The organism is Pseudomonas sp. 5.2 (assembly GCF_059025405.1).
Window position 1 is genome coordinate 70242 of record NZ_JBYBHH010000016.1, and the last position, 14465, is coordinate 84706.

The following is a 14465-nucleotide window of genomic DNA, read 5'->3' on the forward strand; positions in this document are numbered from 1 at the left end:
GCGGGTAAACCCGCTCCCACAGGTTGAGTGCAAACCTTAAGCTATGCACAGTACCTGTGGGAGCGGGTTTACCCGCGAAGGGCGCACCACCGAAGGACCTGCTTAATGACCTACACCCTCGAAGACCTGCTGCACCTCATGGCCCGCCTGCGCGACCCGCAATATGGCTGCCCGTGGGACTTGAAGCAGGACTACGCCAGCATCGTCCCGCACACTATCGAAGAAGCCTACGAGGTTGCCGACACCATCGAACGCGGCGATTTCGAGCACTTGCAGGGTGAGCTGGGCGATCTGTTGTTCCAGGTGGTCTATTACAGCCAGCTGGCCCGGGAAGAGGGGCGTTTCGAGTTTGACGGGGTGGTCGACAGCATCACCCGCAAGCTGATCCGCCGCCACCCGCACGTATTCCCCACCGGCGAGCTGTATGCACCGGTGGACACGCCCAGCTTGAGCGAGACCCAGGTCAAGTCGCGCTGGGAAGAGATCAAAGCCGAGGAACGCGCCGAAAAAAGCGAACCCGAACAGCTGTCGCTGCTCGATGACGTGCCAACGGCATTGCCTGCATTGTCGCGGGCAGCCAAACTGCAAAAGCGTGCGGCCACGGTCGGTTTCGACTGGCCCGACGCATTGCCGGTGCTGGACAAGGTCCGCGAGGAGCTGGACGAAGTCCTGCAGGCCATGGCCGACGGTGATGCCGATGCGCTGGAAGATGAGGTCGGCGACCTGTTGTTCGCCACCGTCAACCTGGCCCGCCACCTCAAGCAAGACCCGGAACATGCCCTGCGCCGTGCCAATCGCAAGTTCGAGCGACGTTTCCGTTTTATCGAACAGGCATTGCGCGACAGCGGTCGGCCCATCGAAGACTGTAACCTTGACGAGCTGGATGCCCTTTGGGGTGAAGCCAAACGTCAGGAAAAGAACCTGCCCAGCTGCGGCTGAGCTGTTAAGTGAGTGAACATTCATGAGCCTTTCCCTTCGCGACCAATTGCTCAAAGCCGGTCTGGTCAACCAGAAACAGGTCTCGCAGACCAACAAAGCCCAGAAGAAACAAAAGCGCCTGGAGCACAAGGGCCAGGTCGAGGTGGACGACACCCAGCAGCGCTTGGCCAAGGAAGCCATGGCCGAAAAGGCCAAGCGTGACCAGGAGTTGAACCGCCAGCAGCAGGAAAAGGCCGAGCAAAAGGCCCGCGCCGCGCAGATCAAGCAATTGATCGAAGCGACCCGCCTGCCCAAGCTCAACAGTGAGGACTACTACAACTTCGTCGACGACAAGAAGGTCAAGCGCATTGCCGTCAATGCCCTGATGCGCAGCAAGCTGAGCAATGGCTCGCTGGCGGTCGTGTCGTTTGCCGGCGGCTACGAAGTGATTCCGCGTGAGGCGGCGGTGAAGATTCAGGAACGCGACCCGCATCGCGTACTGCTGCTCAACACCCATGTCGAGGAAGCCGACGACGATGACCCGTACGCGGCTTACAAGATCCCTGACGATTTGATGTGGTAAGCATGAAAAACCCCGCCTAGGCGGGGTTTTTTGTTCAAAGACTGTGGCATTGCAGGGTCATTGTGTAGTGCGCTGACTTTCCAGGTCCTCAAGCTCTACACGGTACTGATGGGCTTCGTGCTCATTGTGGAACATCCCGACCAATTGGCCTTGCTGGTGCACATCCCAGATCCGCACGCCAGCGGCCAGGCCTTCGTGGGACATTTTCGATTCGTCGCGTTCGGTTACTTGGACTGTCATCGGTAAACTCCACTGCTAGGTTGGTTGCGACACTGTGTCGCACACCTCCTTTATAGGGTTTGTTAGCAGGCTAAGTAAATAAAACAGGGATGAAACAAGTTTCATGAAGCTCAGGGGCTGCGATTTGCTTGGCTTGGGGTTTGAGTGGGGGGCGCAAATCGAGCGCCGCCCGCGCGGCGCTTCGCAGCACAAGGCTGCTCCTACATCTGTTTCGGGCCAGTCACGCCTGTACCAACGCGCGCGACCGCCTTGTTTGTTCTACATGAGGGGCGCGCGCCTGTGTCTCAGGACTCATTGGCCCGAAACAAATGTAGGAGCAGCCTTGTGCTGCGAAGCGCCGCGCGGGCGGCGCTCGATCTCATAGGCGCTGAAGATGCTATGGCGAGCACCTCAAAAAACGAAGCCCCGCACAAGGCGGGGCTCCGGGTGCTTGCTGCGGATCAGTTACCCTTCACCGGCTTGCCATCGACCGTGCCATCCTGCAGCACGATCACGTACTCCTTGCCATCGGTTTCGACCTGGCGCAGTTGTACCAGCAGGTAGTCCCAGCTCTTGGCGAACCACAGCTCGGTGATGCGCTTGCTCTGGCTAGGGTCGCGCACGCGCTCGACCTTGACCGCATCGACCTGGCCGGTTTTGGTGGTGACCTTCTCGGTGCCCAGGACGCGGAAGTCGTAGGTGTCGATCTCGTCACCGTCGACCACCTGGTAGGTCATGCTCTTCTTGCCGGCCGCCACATCATGCTGCAGCGCCAGTTGGTAGGACGACTTGTCCAGCACGCCGCGGTTGAGCGGCAGGTTGATCGCATCGCCACGGTCGCTGCCGGTGACTTTCTTGCTGGTCCAGTCGAAGTTCAGGTCGACCTTCTTCGCCTTGCCCAGGCCGCCACGCTCGAAGTGGTACTTCTGCGGCAGCAGGGTGTCGTTTTCCAGGCGCAGGGTGCTTTGCTCGGTCAGGCTGGCGATCATCATGGAAGCCTTGAAATTAAGGTCCCAGGTACCGTTGGCATTCTTCACCAGGCTGCGCTCGGCGGTGCCGCTCATGGGCAGCTGCTTCCAGTCGGCGGTGTAGCTGGCCGAAAAAGGCTTCAGATCAGCTGCCTGGAGGGGCAGGGCGAGCACGGCGAGAGCCAAGAGCAGGGCGCGACGCATAAAGTCTCCTAGGATCGAATCAAATGACCGCTGGCCGCCAGGGGCTGGCCATCCAGTAAGGCACCGTGCTCGTCCAGACGCAAGCGCCCCTCGGCGAACCAGTGCACGGCCAACGGGTAGATCAGGTGTTCCTGGTGGTGAACCCGCTGGGCCAGGCTTTCAGCGGTGTCGTCCGACGTCACCGGTACCACAGCCTGTACGACCAGTGGGCCGCCATCGAGTTCCTCGGTGACGAAGTGTACGCTGCAGCCGTGCTCGGCGTCGCCTGCCTCCAGGGCCCGTCGGTGGGTGTGCAGGCCCTTGTACTTGGGCAGCAGCGACGGGTGGATATTGAGCAGGCGGCCCTGATAGTGGCGGACGAAGCCGCCACTGAGGATACGCATGAAGCCGGCCAGCACCACCAGGTCTGGCGCAAAGCCGTCGATGCGCGCCATCAGCGCGGCATCGAAAGCTTCACGACCGTCAAAGGCGGTGTGGTCCAGTACGGCGGTGTCGATGCCAGCGGCTGCGGCGCGTTGCAGGCCGTAGGCATCGGCGCGGTTGGACACCACCGCACGGATGCGCACCGGGCTGTCTTCACCGCGGCAGCTGTCGATCAGGGCTTGCAGGTTGCTGCCGGAACCCGACAGCAATACCACTACATTGCAGGTCTTGCTCGGCATCAGTGTGCCTTGAGGTTCTGCAGCTCGACCTGGGCGGCGCCTTCGGCGGCCTCTTCGATGCGGCCGATGACCCAAGGCTGCTCGCCTTCAGCGCGCAGAACGTTCAGGGCGTTTTCGACCTGGTCCTGAGCTACGCAGATGACCATGCCGACGCCGCAGTTCAGCACGCGGTGCATTTCATGCTCGTCAACGTTGCCTTGCGCCTGCAGGAAGTCGAATACCGCTGGACGCTGCCAGCTGGCCACGTCGACCACGGCCTGGGCGTTTTTCGGCAGTACGCGCGGGATGTTGTCCAGCAGGCCGCCACCGGTGATGTGGGCCATGGCCTTGACTGCGCCCGTCTGCTTGATCAGTTGCAGCAGCGGCTTGACGTAGATGCGGGTCGGCGCCATCAGCAGGTCGGTCAGTGGCTTGCCGTCGAGCTGGGTGTTCTCGATGTCGGTGCCGGACACTTCGAGGATCTTGCGGATCAGCGAGTAGCCGTTGGAGTGCGGGCCGGAAGACGGCAGGGCGATCAGCGCGTCGCCGGTGGCAACCTTGGAACCGTCGATGATCTCGGCTTTTTCTACCACGCCAACGCAGAAGCCGGCCAGGTCGTAGTCTTCGCCTTCGTACATGCCAGGCATTTCGGCGGTTTCACCACCGACCAGCGAGCAGCCCGCCAGTTCGCAGCCTGCACCGATACCGGTGACCACGGTGGCGGCGACGTCGACGTTCAGTTTGCCGGTGGCGTAGTAGTCGAGGAAGAACAGCGGCTCTGCGCCGCACACCACCAGGTCGTTGACGCACATGGCGACCAGGTCCTGGCCGATGCTGTCGTGCTTGTTCAGGTTCAGGGCCAGGCGCAGCTTGGTGCCGACGCCATCGGTGCCGGAGACCAGAACCGGCTGCTTGTAGCCGGCCGGGATCTCGCAGAGGGCGCCGAAGCCACCCAGGCCACCCATGACTTCAGGGCGTGCGGTGCGTTTTGCCACGCCCTTGATGCGTTCGACCAGTGCTTCGCCGGCGTCGATGTCTACACCGGCGTCCTTGTAGCTCAGGGAGGGTTGCTTGCTCATTGATCCAGGCCTTTAGGAGGGAGGGATTCTTAAAAACGACCGTGACGGCCAAGGCCGGCTTTGCTGCGGCGGCTGCCTGAAACGTCAGAGGTCTGTGAAGGCGCGCGATTTTATCAGGGTTGCCGTGCAGCGGCCATCCTCAGGCCGACGGGCAGGGCTGGAAAGCGTTAAAAAGGTGAGTGGGGAGGGTGTGGGTTGAGGGTTGTGTCGCCTGGGAGATCGAGCGCCGCCCGTGCGGCGCTTCGCAGCACAAGGCTGCTCCTACAGTTATTAGGGCCAATTATTCCTGCAAACGTCACTGGCCCGAAGCAAATTGTAGGAGCAGCCTTGTGCTGCGAAGCGCCGCGCGGGCGGCGCTCGATCGTGAAAACACCCTAAATCCCGAGGCCTGCGCCTGGCAGTCATGCGCGCCCCTGTATAAGGTGTAAGCCATATAGGAGCATTTTTCGTTCCACCGCGGTCACAGCCTGCATGACAACGGCCGTTCCACCTTGTTTCTGGACAGGAATCCTCCATGCGTCTTTTCAACACTCTGGCAGCAGGTTGTCTTGCCCTGATCTCGCTAGCCGCGCAAGCCGAGAGCGTCTCCGGGCTTTATCAGGTGCGCGAGCCGCTTCAGGGGCAGGGCGCTGAAGCCCGTACCCAGGCCACCGGCAAGGCCCTCGAGACCTTGGTCCTGCGCCTGACCGGTGACCCGAAGGCGGCGCAAAGCCCGGCATTGGCCGAGCTGCGCAAAGACCCGCAGCAAATCATCAACCAGGTCGGTACCGAAGCCGGCCCGCCCGAGTCCGTGCTGGTCGAGTTCGACCCCGGCAGCACCGAACGCGCCTTGCGCAAGGCCGGCCTGGCCCTGTGGGGCAGCAACCGGCCATCGATCCTCGGCTGGTGGCTCAACGAAAACGCCGAGGGCAGCAACCTGGTGGGTGACGGCCAATCCGCCGCCCAGCCCTTGCGCCGTGCAGCCCAGCACCGGGGCCTGCCATTGCGGCTGCCGCTGGCTGACCTGCAAGAGCAGTTGGTGGCCAATGCCAAGCAGGTCGAAGGCAATGACCCAAAACCGCTGCGCGAAGCTTCCGAGCGTTACGCGGCCGATGCCCTGCTGGCGGTACACGCCCAAGAGGCGGATGGCAAATGGCAAGGCAAATGGCAGCTGTGGGTAGGCGACCAGCACGAGCAGGGCAGTGCCGAGGGCGCCGACCAGGCGGCCTTGGCCGACGCGGTGATGCTGGCGGTTAGCAGCCGCCTGGCGCCGCGCTATGTGACCCGCCCAGGCGCCAGCAGCCAGCAGCAGGTTCAGGTGCAGGGGATGAACCTGCAACGCTACGCCGAACTGAGCCGCGTACTCGAACCCTATGGGCCGCGGCTTAAAATGGTCGAAGGCAGCACGCTGACTTACGGTGTCACGGCCAACCGCGACCAATTACGTGCCCAGCTCGGCCTGGCCAAGTTGCAGGAGGTACCAGCTGAGCAGGCGCCCGTTGCCCCCGCCGTGCCTGCCCCTTCAACGGGCGTGAGCCCCGAGCAACCTGATGTGCCCAAGCCGTTCGACGGCCTGCGTTTTCGCTGGTAAGGAGTACCCATAGTGACCGATATGCGCCGCTGGATCTGGCTGGGCGCAGCACTGCTGATGGCCGTGCTGTTATATAGCCTGCACAATATTCTGACCCCCTTTCTGATCGGTATCCTGCTGGCGTACCTGGCAGACCCGCTGGTAGACCGCCTGGAGCGCCTGGGGCTGTCCCGCACGTGGGGCGTGGTGGTGGTGTTCGGCCTCTTCACCCTGATACTCATGGCCTTGCTGCTGGTGCTGGTGCCAATGTTGGCCAAACAGCTGGTGCGTTTGTACGAACTGGCGCCACAGATGCTCGACTGGCTGCAGCACGTGGCGCTGCCCTGGGTGCAACACCGCCTTGGTCTGGCCGACGGCTTCTGGAAGTTCGACAAGATCAAGGCTGCCATTGGCGAGCACATGGGCCAGACCACCGACATCGTCGGTATTGTGCTGTCGCAGGCCACGGCATCAAGCCTGGCCTTGATCGCCTGGCTGGCCAACCTGGTGTTGATCCCGGTGGTGGGCTTCTACCTGCTGCGTGACTGGGACCTGATGATGGCCAAGCTGCGCAGCCTGCTGCCGCGCCACCGCGAACCGCAGATCGTGGAGTTGGCGGGGGAGTGCCATGAGGTGCTGGGCGCGTTCGTCCGCGGCCAACTGATGGTCATGCTCGCACTGGGCGTCATCTACTCGGCTGGGCTCATGCTGGTGGGGCTCGAGCTTGGCTTGCTGATTGGCATGCTGGCGGGGTTGGCAGCGATCGTGCCGTACATGGGCTTTATCATTGGTATCGGTGCGGCGCTGGTGGCCGGCTTGTTCCAGTTTGGCGGTGACTTGTATCCGATGCTGGGCATCGTTGCGGTGTTCATGGTCGGCCAGGCGCTTGAAGGCATGGTGCTGACGCCCTTGCTGGTGGGCGACCGCATCGGCCTGCACCCGGTGGCGGTGATCTTCGCCATTCTTGCTGGTGGCGAGCTGTTCGGTTTCACCGGGGTGCTGCTGGCGCTGCCGGTGGCGGCGGTGATCATGGTGCTGCTGCGGCATGCACACGATTTGTACAAAGAGTCGGACATGTATGGCGCAGATGTCGATCCAGAATTGTGAGGTGGGGCCGAAAGGCCCCCATAAAGAGCCGCAACTTGTTGATTTTGTTTGCGCTCTTCTGCTCACTGATTGTGCCGCCCGCGCTCCGGGTATAGACTTTGCACACTGTTCACCAAAGGCCCCCCGTGGTCCTAGCGACCGCCCGCGAGCATGAAACCACCGATCCAGTTGCCCCTGGGTGTGCGCCTGCGCGATGACGCCACCTTCATCAACTACTATCCGGGCGCCAATGCTGCGGCATTGGGCTACGTCGAGCGCCTATGCGAAGCTGACGCCGGCTGGACCGAGAGCCTCATCTACCTGTGGGGCAAGCAGGGTGTCGGCCGCACTCACCTGTTGCAGGCCGCAACACACCGTTTCCAGCAATTGGGCGAGCCCGCCGTCTACCTGCCGTTGGCGCAATTGCTCGAGCGCGGTGTCGAATTGCTCGACCACCTCGAGCAATACGAGCTGGTGTGCATCGATGACCTGCATGTAATTGCCGGAAAGGCCGATTGGGAAGAGGCCATGTTCCACCTCTTCAACCGCCTGCGCGACAGTGGCCGCCGCTTGCTGCTGGCGGCCTCCAGCTCGCCGCGTGAACTGCCCATCAAACTGGCCGACCTCAAGTCGCGGCTGACCCTGGCGTTGATCTTCCAGATGCGCGGCATGTCTGATGAAGACAAGCTGCGTGCCCTGCAGTTGCGCGCGTCGCGCCGTGGCCTGCACCTCACCGATGAGGTTGGCCATTTCATCCTCACCCGCGGTACCCGCAGCATGAGCGCGTTGTTCGACCTGCTTGAGCGCCTCGATCAGGCATCGCTGCAAGCGCAACGCAAGCTGACCATCCCATTCCTGAAGGAAACCCTGGGCTGGTAAGCCCCTGAAATCCTTGGGCCAGAGCGGAAAAACGAAAAAGTCACATCTTTTTCGATAAAATTTGCAAATGGCCATGATAGAGGGCATAGTTTCCCCCTTCTAAAGGATTACTGACACGGTCGTGCCCATGCTAAAGCGCTTCGCACCCCTCGTGCCCCTCGCACTCGTGACCCTGCTTTTTGGCTGCGCGGCACAAGCCCCGGTATCTCAGCCCCAGGATCACACCCCGATCGCCGCACAGTCGGCGTTCAAGGCCAAAGCCTCGCCTTCGTCGGTATTTGGCGAACCGGAAGAGCTGGCCACTGAAGATGACCTGGAGGCCTTCTCCAGCAGCAGCAAGCCTTACCAGCTGCCAGTTCTGGCTGACAGCATTCTCGAGCGCGGCATGTCGTTGATCGGCACCCGCTACCGCTTCGGCGGTACCTCGGAGAAGTCCGGCTTCGACTGCAGCGGCTTCATCGGTTACCTGTTCCGCGAAGAAGCCGGCATGACCTTGCCGCGTTCGACGCGTGAAATGATCAACGTCGATGCCCCAAAAGTGGCGCGCAACAAGCTCAAACCAGGCGACCTGCTGTTCTTCAGCACCAATGGTCGTGGCCGTGTGAGCCATGCGGGCATCTACCTGGGTGACAACCAGTTCATCCACTCCAGCAGCCGCCGCAGCGGTGGTGTGCGCATCGACAGCCTCGGTGATCGCTACTGGAGCAAGACCTTCATCGAAGCCAAGCGTGCCTTGGCGATGGCGCCGACCAACATCGCGCGCAACTGATAGCAAAATGATTTACCCTGCCACGGCGGCGATGCTTTGATAAAAAGCTCGCCGCCGTGCGCATTTACAGAAAGCGTCTAATCTAAATTCTCAACACTTTTCGGCTGCGGTCCAGCGGTCTCAGACAGGATGTTCTGGCCATGGTAATGATGGCGCGCTTCGCATTCCTTTCCCTGGTGGCATTGCTTGCTGCCTGCTCCAGCCGCGCGCCTGCGCCGGCCCCTGTGGTTCAGCCGCAGGTTACCTACAGCCAGCCAGATGGTTCGCCGATTGCCGACGACGTGTTGATCCGGGCGATCGGGCTGGTGGGCACGCCTTATCGCTGGGGCGGCAATACGCCCGACTCCGGGTTCGATTGCAGCGGCCTGATCAAGTATGTCTACCGCGATGCCGCCGGCATCAGCTTGCCGCGTTCGACGCGCGAGATGATCGTCATGCGCGCGCCTACCGTGGATGCCAAGGCGCTGCAGTCGGGTGACCTGGTGTTCTTTGCCACCAGTGGCGGCTCGCAAGTCAGCCATGCCGGTATCTACGTCGGGGAAGGGCGCTTTGTGCATGCGCCGTCCACCGGCGGTACGGTGCGCCTGGACTACCTGTCGAACAGCTATTGGGCCAAGGCTTACCTACAGGCCAAGCGCGTGATTCCGCAGGGGCACCTGGCACAGAATCCCTGAGGCACTGCGCAGTCAGCAGTTGATCGCTGACTGTGTAGGAGCAGCCTTGCGCTGCGAAGAGGCCGGTGCATGCCCCTTACATCCAAGGCATATGCACCGGCCTCTTCGCAGCACAAGGCTGCTCCTACCGTAATGCTGTTCACTTCAGTTACCCATCGCCTGTATTGGGGGCCGCTTTGCGGCCCATCGCGGCACAAGGCCGCTCCCACAGGTGCGGCGCTAGACTTGGAGGCTACACAGTTCGGGTGGGAGCGGCGGTTCGGCGATCCGACTTGTCCCGCGAGTGGGGCTACGCGGTGCATGGCACGAACAGCTACTGGGCCAAGGCTTACCTGCAGGCCAAGCGCGTGATTCCGCAGGGGCACCTGGCACAGAATCCCTGAGGCCTGCGCAGTCAGCAGTTGATCGCTGACTGTGTAGGAGCAGCCTTGCGCTGCGAAGAGGCCGGTGCATATGGCTTAGATGTAGGGGCCTTCACCGGCCTCTTCGCAGCACAAGGCTGCTCCTACAAGGCCTTGCTCACCCGCCAGATCACGTTCCCCACGTCATCCGCCACCAGCAAACCGCCGCGCTGATCATTGATCACCCCCACCGGTCGCCCCATGGCCTTGCCTTCGTCATTCAGAAACCCCGTCAGCAGGTCGACCGGTTTGCCGGCAGGTTTGCCTGTCGCATCGAACGGCACGAAGATCACCTTGTAGCCACTGTGCGGCTTGCGGTTCCACGAGCCGTGCTGGCCCACGAATGCCCCCTGCCCGAACGGCGGCGGCAACACGCCAGGCTCGGCGAACGTCAGCCCCAGCGATGCCGTGTGCGGGCCCACCGCGTAGTCCGGCATCAGTGCCTGGGCAACCTTCTGCGGGGCCTGCGGCTCGACCCGCTGGTCGACGTGTTGCCCGTAATAGCTGTAGGGCCAACCATAGAAGCCGCCATCCTTGACTGACGTGATGTAGTCCGGCACCAGGTCGCTACCGATCTCGTCACGTTCGTTGACCGCCGTCCACAGTGCGCCGCTGTGGGGCTCCCAGGCCAAGCCGTTGGGGTTGCGCAGGCCGCTGGCAAACACGCGCTGCTGGCCGCTGGCAGGGTCCACTTCCCAGATCGCCGCACGGCCTTGTTCCTTGTCCAGGCCGTTTTCCCCCACGTTGCTGTTGGAGCCCACCGTCACGTAGAGCTTCTTGCCGTCAGGGCTGGCGATCACGTTCTTGGTCCAATGATGGTTAAGCGGCCCGCCTGGCAGTTCGACCACCTGCTGGCCCTCGCCGCGAATGTGCATGGCCCCGGGCTCGTAGTGAAAGCGCAGCAGTTTGTCGGTGTCGGCCACGTAGAAGTCCTTGCCCACCAGCGCCATGCCGAAGGGCGAATTGAGCCCTTCGATGAAGGTGGTGCGCACTTCCGCAACCCCATCATGGTCGGCATCGCGCAGCAAGGTGATGCGGTTGGCGCTAGGCACGCCGGCGCCGGCGCGCTGCATCGCCTTGCCCATCACCCAGCCACGCAGGCCTTTGCCATCTTCAGGCTTGGGCGGGGCGTTGGTTTCGGCCACCAGCACATCGCCGTTGGGCAACACATAGAGCCAGCGCGGGTGGTCGAGCTTGTCGGCGAAGGCCGTTACCTGCGTGCCGGCTGCAGCCTGGGGCTTGGCGCCCTGGGGCCAGCCAATGGCCGGCGCGATGTTCACCGTGGGGACCAGCGTCTTGTTGGGCGGGGGCAGTTGCGGCGAAGGGCCGCTGCCGTCCATCACGTCCAGGCGGGCTGTGTCGCTGCATCCCGCCAGGCCGGCAGCCAACACCCAGGGTAAGACGATGCCGATGCGCTTCATGGTCGCTGCTCTCCGAAAAGGAACACTCAATATTCAGAGCAGGGTTGCGCGCACGGGGTTCAGCGGCGGGAGGCATACATCTACCACACGGCAATGATGCAGGTCGCCAGGATGAACGCCCGATTTCTAGTGCCTGGAGTGGGCCATGACGGATATAAAAGCAAGGGTGATTCGCAGCCTCGAGGCATTCGATGCTGCGCGGCCGCTGGTCCGGCTGGTGGATGACGTGGTGCGGGATTACCCCGACCCTTACGCGCTGGCCAGCCAGCAGGCTGCGCGCATTCTGCAAAAACACACGGGCAGGCGAATTGACCCTCGCTTCGTCTGGTGGCACCAGTTCAATAACGAGAACTCCAGCAGCCTCAGTAAAACCGGCTGGCAACACAGCCATCCGCCGCAGAAGTCGATGTTGATGCACGAACTGGTAATCGACCGCTTCGACCTGTACTTCCAAGATGCCAGTGACGAGCTCGACATGCGTGGCGGGTTTTACCGTCAGGGGCCCCATGCGCCGTTTTACGACGAGCGCAACGAAGTGCCGATGCTGGGCAGTGACGTGCAAAAAGACCTGTGGGCGCTGGACTTCGCAGTTGAGTACCGTGCGCAGGTCGAGCGCTTCTGGTCGCAGTATGGTGCTCATTTTCAAGTGCTGGCCAAGACCAATCTGCTAGGGCAGGGCGCTGAGGCATTGGCGGAGGGTACGATTACGCCAGGGGATTGGGATCACGTGCGGGGGATGGTGACCGACGCCTTGCCTAATGGTGAATTGCCGACCCTGGAGGTTCTCGAACAGGACGCCACGCGCAGCGAGATAACGGTCCACCGCTATGTGTTCGGTGAAACGGACCGTTGGTGTTTGTTCAGCCTGAGTGCGCCCGATGGGCGCGTCATGGCCTATATGCCGTGGGCAGAAAAGACCCTCAAGGGCTTCGATTCCGAATTCTCGATGGTGAGTTGGATACGCACGCAGTTGCAGTCCAAGGTCACCCTCGATGCCTTCGTGGCGGGTGCTCATAGCAATCCACGTGATACCACCGCCAGGCGGTTGATCAAGGTGCACCTGCAAGGTATTGCCGACAGCCGTTCGAACGAAGCGGCGTTGATTGCCCTGACGCTGTTCAAGCGGCCGCTTGGCACGACCCTTTTTGCTTACCTGGTCGAACAGGCCAGGCTCGAAATGCAGGGCAATGCGCAACTGATGCAAACCAATGTCGGGCTGCGCAAGGCCATGTGCAGTGGGTATCTGGCGGCGTTCCTGGGGGTGTTTGGTGGTTTTGCGCCGTTGGGCTGGCCGGTCACGCTGATGCTGCTGGGGGCCAGTGTGGGCAAGGTGGCGCTGGATGTGGACGCTGCTTTGCACGCGGGTGATGAACAGAGCCGCAAGGATGCCCTGCGCTCGGCCATGCTCGAAAGCGTATTCGCCAGCATGAACCTGGTCGATATCAGCTTCCAGGCGAGCTTTGCCTCGCTGGCGTATCAAGCACCGCCCCATGAAACGAACCTTTCAGTGGGGCGTTGGCAACCGACGACTGCTTCGGCCTTGCCGGAGGAGTTGCAGGGCGCCAATGCCGTGCTGACCGGGGAGTCGGGCGAGGAGGGCCGCTTGCGCGGCATTCACGTCAATGACGACGGCAGTTGCTGGATCAATGTGCAAGGTTTGCCCTATCGCGTGCGTTACAGCCATGAGCTGGCCGTGTGGTTGGTGGTTTCGGCAGATAACCCGTTTGCCTTCAGCCCGCTGCACCCGGTGCGTCTGAACCAGGCCGGGGAGTGGGAAGTGCTGGCGCCGCCCCGATTGCTGGGGGGGACACCCTTGGCCGTTGAGGGTATGCCGAGCACAAATTCACCGTTCTGGGATACCTATACGTTAGCGAACGGCCCGCAGAGCAAAAAGCTGGGTGAATTCGCGCTTGAGCGGCAGAAGGCGTTATTGGCGTCCTGGCCGGTCGTCGAACTGCCCCGCGGGCGGGCGCCCGACCTCGATGAGCGCAACCTGGACTGCGTCAAGGTCGCGGGCCGCACGCACTACTCGTATCACTACGGCCCGGAGTACTTCAACGCACTGGTCGACTACTACACCAGCGATGAGTCGAAAGTGAACGATGTGTTCCGCTCGGGGAGCTACCGGTATGGCGATGAGGATGACTATATTGCCGAGCTTGCCGATAGCCTCGAACAGTTGCCCAAAAACAATCAGGTGAGGTTGTACCGAGGGGGGCATCGCTCGCGCCGTACCGGTGGTGAGCGTTACCGAAACGGTGAGCTGCGGGTTGGCGATGTGCTGGTCAACACAGACTTCACCTCGTTCACCGAAAACCCCTACATGGCCGCAGAGTTTGCCTGCTTGCGTTACACGAACGTGCCGGGCGGCGTGCCAGGCTTGTTCGATGACAGTTCGGTGGTGTTCGAGCTGCCTGCCGGGGACTACCACAGCGCAACGCCGATCAGCGCCTTTTCGTCTTACCCCGAAGAGGCCGAAACGCTGTTCCAGCCTGGCAACTACTTCCGCATCGATGCCTTGCAGCAGGTCTATGGCGAATACTATCGCTTCATCAAAGTCACCCTGAAGCAGACCATCAAGCCTGCCTTGGGGCCGGTTTACGACCTGCGTACCGGGCTTGCCTTCGACCTGGCGGCTTACACGGCGAACATCAGGACGCCGGCGCTGGTGACGCGGTTCTTTCCTGAATAATGTCGCAAATTGAGCCCCACCGCTGCGCCAAAGGCGGGCGCGTTCGATTGACGCTCCCGCCCCAACCCTCTAACCTTCGCGCGTGTTTCAGGTGCCCTGCCAGCCCCGTCTGGGCAGGGTGAAACTGGGAAGCCGGTGGGCGCCAGCAAAGGCGCGAGCCCGGCGCTGCCCCCGCAACGGTAAGTGAGTCAAATGCCGCGCACAGCCACTGGATGCCAGCATCCGGGAAGGCGCGCAGGCGTGGGCCAAGGCCCGCTCACAAGCCCGGAGACCGGCCTGATTCAGCCAACGGCATCACGGAGGGTGATGCGCGGTGCACCGTGGCGTCCAGCCACGGCTCCTGCGCGTTCTCCGTCTGCCTGCCTATCGACCTGTCGCCGCT

The 14465-nt window shown here is 62.2% G+C and carries 13 protein-coding genes, 1 pseudogene and 1 riboswitch; of the genes and pseudogenes, 9 read left to right on the forward strand and 5 right to left on the reverse strand.

Annotation, left to right across the window (positions count from 1 at the left end):
- Positions 1-105: 105 nt before the first annotated feature.
- On the forward strand, positions 106-939 hold the full coding sequence (mazG, locus tag AC5PZ0_RS22040; RefSeq protein ID WP_027595851.1) for a nucleoside triphosphate pyrophosphohydrolase: 834 nt from the start codon (positions 106-108) through the stop codon (positions 937-939).
- 22 nt (positions 940-961) lie between these two features.
- Positions 962-1501, forward strand: coding sequence for a DUF2058 domain-containing protein (locus tag AC5PZ0_RS22045; RefSeq protein WP_027595852.1), 540 nt, complete (start codon positions 962-964; stop codon positions 1499-1501).
- A gap of 57 nt (positions 1502-1558) precedes the next feature.
- Here the strand turns inward: AC5PZ0_RS22045 and AC5PZ0_RS22050 are convergent, their stop codons facing one another.
- The 4 genes from AC5PZ0_RS22050 to purM all read right to left on the reverse strand — a co-directional run bounded on the left by AC5PZ0_RS22050 (position 1559) and on the right by purM (position 4612).
- Positions 1559-1741, reverse strand: a complete 183-nt coding sequence (locus AC5PZ0_RS22050) for a hypothetical protein (protein WP_027595853.1) — start codon at positions 1739-1741, stop codon at positions 1559-1561.
- A gap of 440 nt (positions 1742-2181) precedes the next feature.
- Positions 2182-2892, reverse strand: coding sequence for a DUF3108 domain-containing protein (locus tag AC5PZ0_RS22055; protein ID WP_027595854.1), 711 nt, complete (start codon positions 2890-2892; stop codon positions 2182-2184).
- Between the two features lie 8 nt (positions 2893-2900).
- Positions 2901-3554, reverse strand: coding sequence for a phosphoribosylglycinamide formyltransferase (gene purN, locus AC5PZ0_RS22060; protein WP_027595855.1), 654 nt, complete (start codon positions 3552-3554; stop codon positions 2901-2903).
- Complete coding sequence (purM, locus tag AC5PZ0_RS22065; RefSeq protein ID WP_027595856.1) at positions 3554-4612, reverse strand: phosphoribosylformylglycinamidine cyclo-ligase; 1059 nt, start codon at positions 4610-4612, stop codon at positions 3554-3556. The genes purN and purM overlap by 1 nt, the downstream gene beginning before the upstream one ends.
- Before the next feature lie 514 nt (positions 4613-5126).
- Here purM and AC5PZ0_RS22070 point away from each other — a divergent pair.
- The 6 genes and pseudogenes from AC5PZ0_RS22070 to AC5PZ0_RS22095 all read left to right on the forward strand — a co-directional run.
- On the forward strand, positions 5127-6182 hold the full coding sequence (locus AC5PZ0_RS22070) for a DUF2066 domain-containing protein (protein ID WP_099428508.1): 1056 nt from the start codon (positions 5127-5129) through the stop codon (positions 6180-6182).
- 12 nt (positions 6183-6194) lie between these two features.
- Entirely contained in the window at positions 6195-7268 is a 1074-nt protein-coding gene (locus AC5PZ0_RS22075) for an AI-2E family transporter (RefSeq protein ID WP_085272758.1), read from the forward strand.
- Between the two features lie 150 nt (positions 7269-7418).
- A complete protein-coding gene (gene hda, locus AC5PZ0_RS22080; RefSeq protein WP_027595859.1) occupies positions 7419-8126 on the forward strand; it encodes a DnaA regulatory inactivator Hda in 708 nt (235 codons plus the stop codon).
- A gap of 127 nt (positions 8127-8253) precedes the next feature.
- Positions 8254-8895 carry a C40 family peptidase gene (locus AC5PZ0_RS22085; RefSeq protein ID WP_027595860.1) on the forward strand — a complete coding sequence of 214 codons (642 nt, stop codon included), beginning with the start codon at positions 8254-8256 and terminating at the stop codon, positions 8893-8895.
- A gap of 140 nt (positions 8896-9035) precedes the next feature.
- Positions 9036-9569, forward strand: coding sequence for a C40 family peptidase (locus AC5PZ0_RS22090; RefSeq protein ID WP_099453169.1), 534 nt, complete (start codon positions 9036-9038; stop codon positions 9567-9569).
- A 305-nt stretch (positions 9570-9874) separates the two neighbouring features.
- Positions 9875-9952 (forward strand): annotated as a pseudogene (locus AC5PZ0_RS22095) (hydrolase Nlp/P60); the annotation flags it as partial.
- 122 nt (positions 9953-10074) lie between these two features.
- Here AC5PZ0_RS22095 and AC5PZ0_RS22100 read toward each other — a convergent pair.
- Positions 10075-11391, reverse strand: a complete 1317-nt coding sequence (locus tag AC5PZ0_RS22100; RefSeq protein WP_493855733.1) for a PQQ-dependent sugar dehydrogenase — start codon at positions 11389-11391, stop codon at positions 10075-10077.
- 145 nt (positions 11392-11536) lie between these two features.
- On the opposite strand from AC5PZ0_RS22100, the gene AC5PZ0_RS22105 reads away from it, so the two are divergent.
- Positions 11537-14083, forward strand: coding sequence for a dermonecrotic toxin domain-containing protein (locus tag AC5PZ0_RS22105; RefSeq protein WP_493855734.1), 2547 nt, complete (start codon positions 11537-11539; stop codon positions 14081-14083).
- Between the two features lie 72 nt (positions 14084-14155).
- A riboswitch (cobalamin riboswitch) is annotated at positions 14156-14377 on the forward strand.
- The last annotated feature ends 88 nt before the right edge of the window (positions 14378-14465 follow it).